The organism is uncultured Methanobrevibacter sp. (genome assembly GCF_905235195.1).
Classification (GTDB): domain Archaea; phylum Methanobacteriota; class Methanobacteria; order Methanobacteriales; family Methanobacteriaceae; genus Methanarmilla.
In genome coordinates this window covers 1-2,242 of the sequence record NZ_CAJOKH010000106.1, presented here as the reverse complement: position 1 = coordinate 2,242, position 2,242 = coordinate 1, and the positions used below count along the sequence as shown (strand labels likewise).

The following is a 2,242-nucleotide window of genomic DNA, read 5'->3' as shown; positions in this document are numbered from 1 at the left end:
TGATGACCAAGGTACTGTTGCAGATCCTCAGCCTGCAGATGCTGATGAATTTGCCGCTGGAACTTATTACATCAAGCAATAATTTTAATGCGGGAGACCTTTATAGTCTCCAATTTAGGGGTACCCTTGCGGGTGCCCCTCTTTTTTATTAAAGATTTTAGGGAGTGAAAATGTCTTTAAGAATTAGTAGCACAGGATTATATTTATATGCTAGAGATTTTTGAAATAATGAAGATGTGCATAGTTTATTAACAATAAAAAAACAAAATATTGTAGATAACTATCTACAAAAATTTATGCCACAAATGTTTGCAGCAAGAGCAGAAGCAAGTTTTGGAAATCAAATAGATATAAAGCAAATTGATGATTTTTTTACAGGAGGAAATGATAGAAACCAAGGATTTATTGCAACAGTGCAAAAAGAAGTTGACCAATACTATTCTGAATCCTTAAAAGAAGCAGAATCTTTATTCACGTCTAAATTAAATTTAAATAATATTTTAAATCATATTAATGATGATATTTCTTCTTTAGATAAAGATCAAAAAGAAGAATTAAATAAAATGATGGCTGCTCAAGATACAATTTTAAATGCTATGTCTAGATTATCTAGTTTATATGAACAATATGTATTAGATAGGTGTGCTGATGCAGGTTATAAACCTCCTAGAATGTTACAAAATGGTTTATATAGTTTAGGAAATTATAAAAATGCAGGTGTTATTAAAGCTATTAAAGAATATAATATAATAAAAAGTAATTTATCTGTATTGCAACAAGATGTAAATTTAGGACTTCATAGTTTTACTTTTTTTAAAGAAACTGCTCATGCTTTTCATGATACGTATGCCGAATTATTATTTAAAGCTTGTGTTTATAATGTAAAAAAGAATCATCAAAATTTATTTAAAGGATCGGTATTAGACGCTAAATGAACTGGTAATTCAAAATATATTATTGGAGCAGGAGATTTAACTGTGCAAGTAAACTCTCATTTAGACCAAGATTTTCAAAAAATTATTAATAATGCTATGCCAGATTTTACTGAGCGTCTTATAACAGCTACAAATGATGTGACAATATCCTCTACAATTGACAATGTAATAGGAACTTATGGAGGAAATGTAAAAGAATATAGTGATCAAACAGTTTTAAAATTAGATGGATTGGATTTACAGTGGTTAGTTCTAGTTCAGGTACAATTTATTATGCAGCTCAAAGAGCTACCCAATATGGACTTCCTACAACAATGGCTTCAAATATTTGAATTAAAAACTTAGCAGGCGCTATTACAAATAATTCAGAAAAAAATAAAGCGTATAATTATTGAGATACATATAAACAATTACTTGGAGATTTATTAATATTAGATGCAATTATGGGAGCATTAGGAAAATTAACAGTTTCTAGTAATGCTAATAATTTAGTTTTTTTTGTTAATGGAAAAGTTTTTTATATAGGAGATCTAATAAGAAATATTACGGAACAATCTATACATGCTTTTACTGGTAATCCTTATGGTCAATGGAATCCATATGCTCAAGATAGCGTAGCCTATAGAGCAGAAAAAGCTCACTGAGAAAATTTTAATGCTGGTAAAAGTGCTGCAGAAGGTGAAGCTGCTATAGATGAGGTATTAAAAGGAATTCAATTAAAAATTTCAATTAATTTAGCTAGTATTTTAAGTAAAATAATATAATAATTTTTAATTGACAAAAATTGAAAAATATGCTATACTTAAATAGTAAATAGAGGTAAAAGGAGTTGAATATGATCAATCTTGAAGAAGCAAAGAATTGTCCGCTAACTTCTCAAACAATTTATGACATGATTAATTCTTGTCTTGAAGAAGCAGAAGATAACGGATTTTTAAACCAATATGTGTTTGAACGTGCATTAATTTGTCACGAAATTCTTAATTTAATTGATGATTTAGATGATTTAGCTGGTCCTAAAGTGGCAGAAAATCCTTTAACAGCCTTTGATGAGTTTTTAGAGGAAGGTCAGATTGACGAACTTCTCGCCAATCATGCAGACACTATTAATTATATTAGTGAGATTGCCGCACAATATTTTGAAGATTATGAAAAGTATCTTCTTTCTATTGGAGGAGTTATAAATAAAGCAGAAATTTTTAGTTCACAAGTTCTTCAAAGTATGGCTGGACAAGTTCAGAATGTAATGGATAATGAAGATATTAAGCAAACTTTACAAATTGCAGATGAATGAGGGATGAATAGAG

At 29.1% G+C, this 2,242-nt stretch carries 4 protein-coding genes; all 4 read left to right on the top strand.

Annotation, left to right across the window (positions count from 1 at the left end; all coding sequences use genetic code 11):
- Positions 1 to 236 precede the first annotated feature (236 nt).
- The 4 genes from QZ146_RS08775 to QZ146_RS08760 all read left to right on the top strand — a co-directional run bounded on the left by QZ146_RS08775 (position 237) and on the right by QZ146_RS08760 (position 2,229).
- A complete protein-coding gene (locus tag QZ146_RS08775) occupies positions 237 to 935 on the top strand; it encodes a hypothetical protein (protein ID WP_295723736.1) in 699 nt (232 codons plus the stop codon).
- Between the two features lie 42 nt (positions 936 to 977).
- Positions 978 to 1,280 carry a hypothetical protein gene (locus QZ146_RS08770; protein ID WP_295723734.1) on the top strand — a complete coding sequence of 101 codons (303 nt, stop codon included), beginning with the start codon at positions 978 to 980 and terminating at the stop codon, positions 1,278 to 1,280.
- A 98-nt stretch (positions 1,281 to 1,378) separates the two neighbouring features.
- Positions 1,379 to 1,579 (top strand): hypothetical protein, encoded by a 201-nt coding sequence (locus tag QZ146_RS08765; protein WP_295723732.1) that lies wholly within the window; start codon positions 1,379 to 1,381, stop codon positions 1,577 to 1,579.
- 191 nt (positions 1,580 to 1,770) lie between these two features.
- The gene (locus tag QZ146_RS08760; RefSeq protein WP_295723730.1) at positions 1,771 to 2,229 is read left to right on the top strand and encodes a hypothetical protein; all 459 of its coding nucleotides are present in this window, start codon (positions 1,771 to 1,773) and stop codon (positions 2,227 to 2,229) included.
- The last annotated feature ends 13 nt before the right edge of the window (positions 2,230 to 2,242 follow it).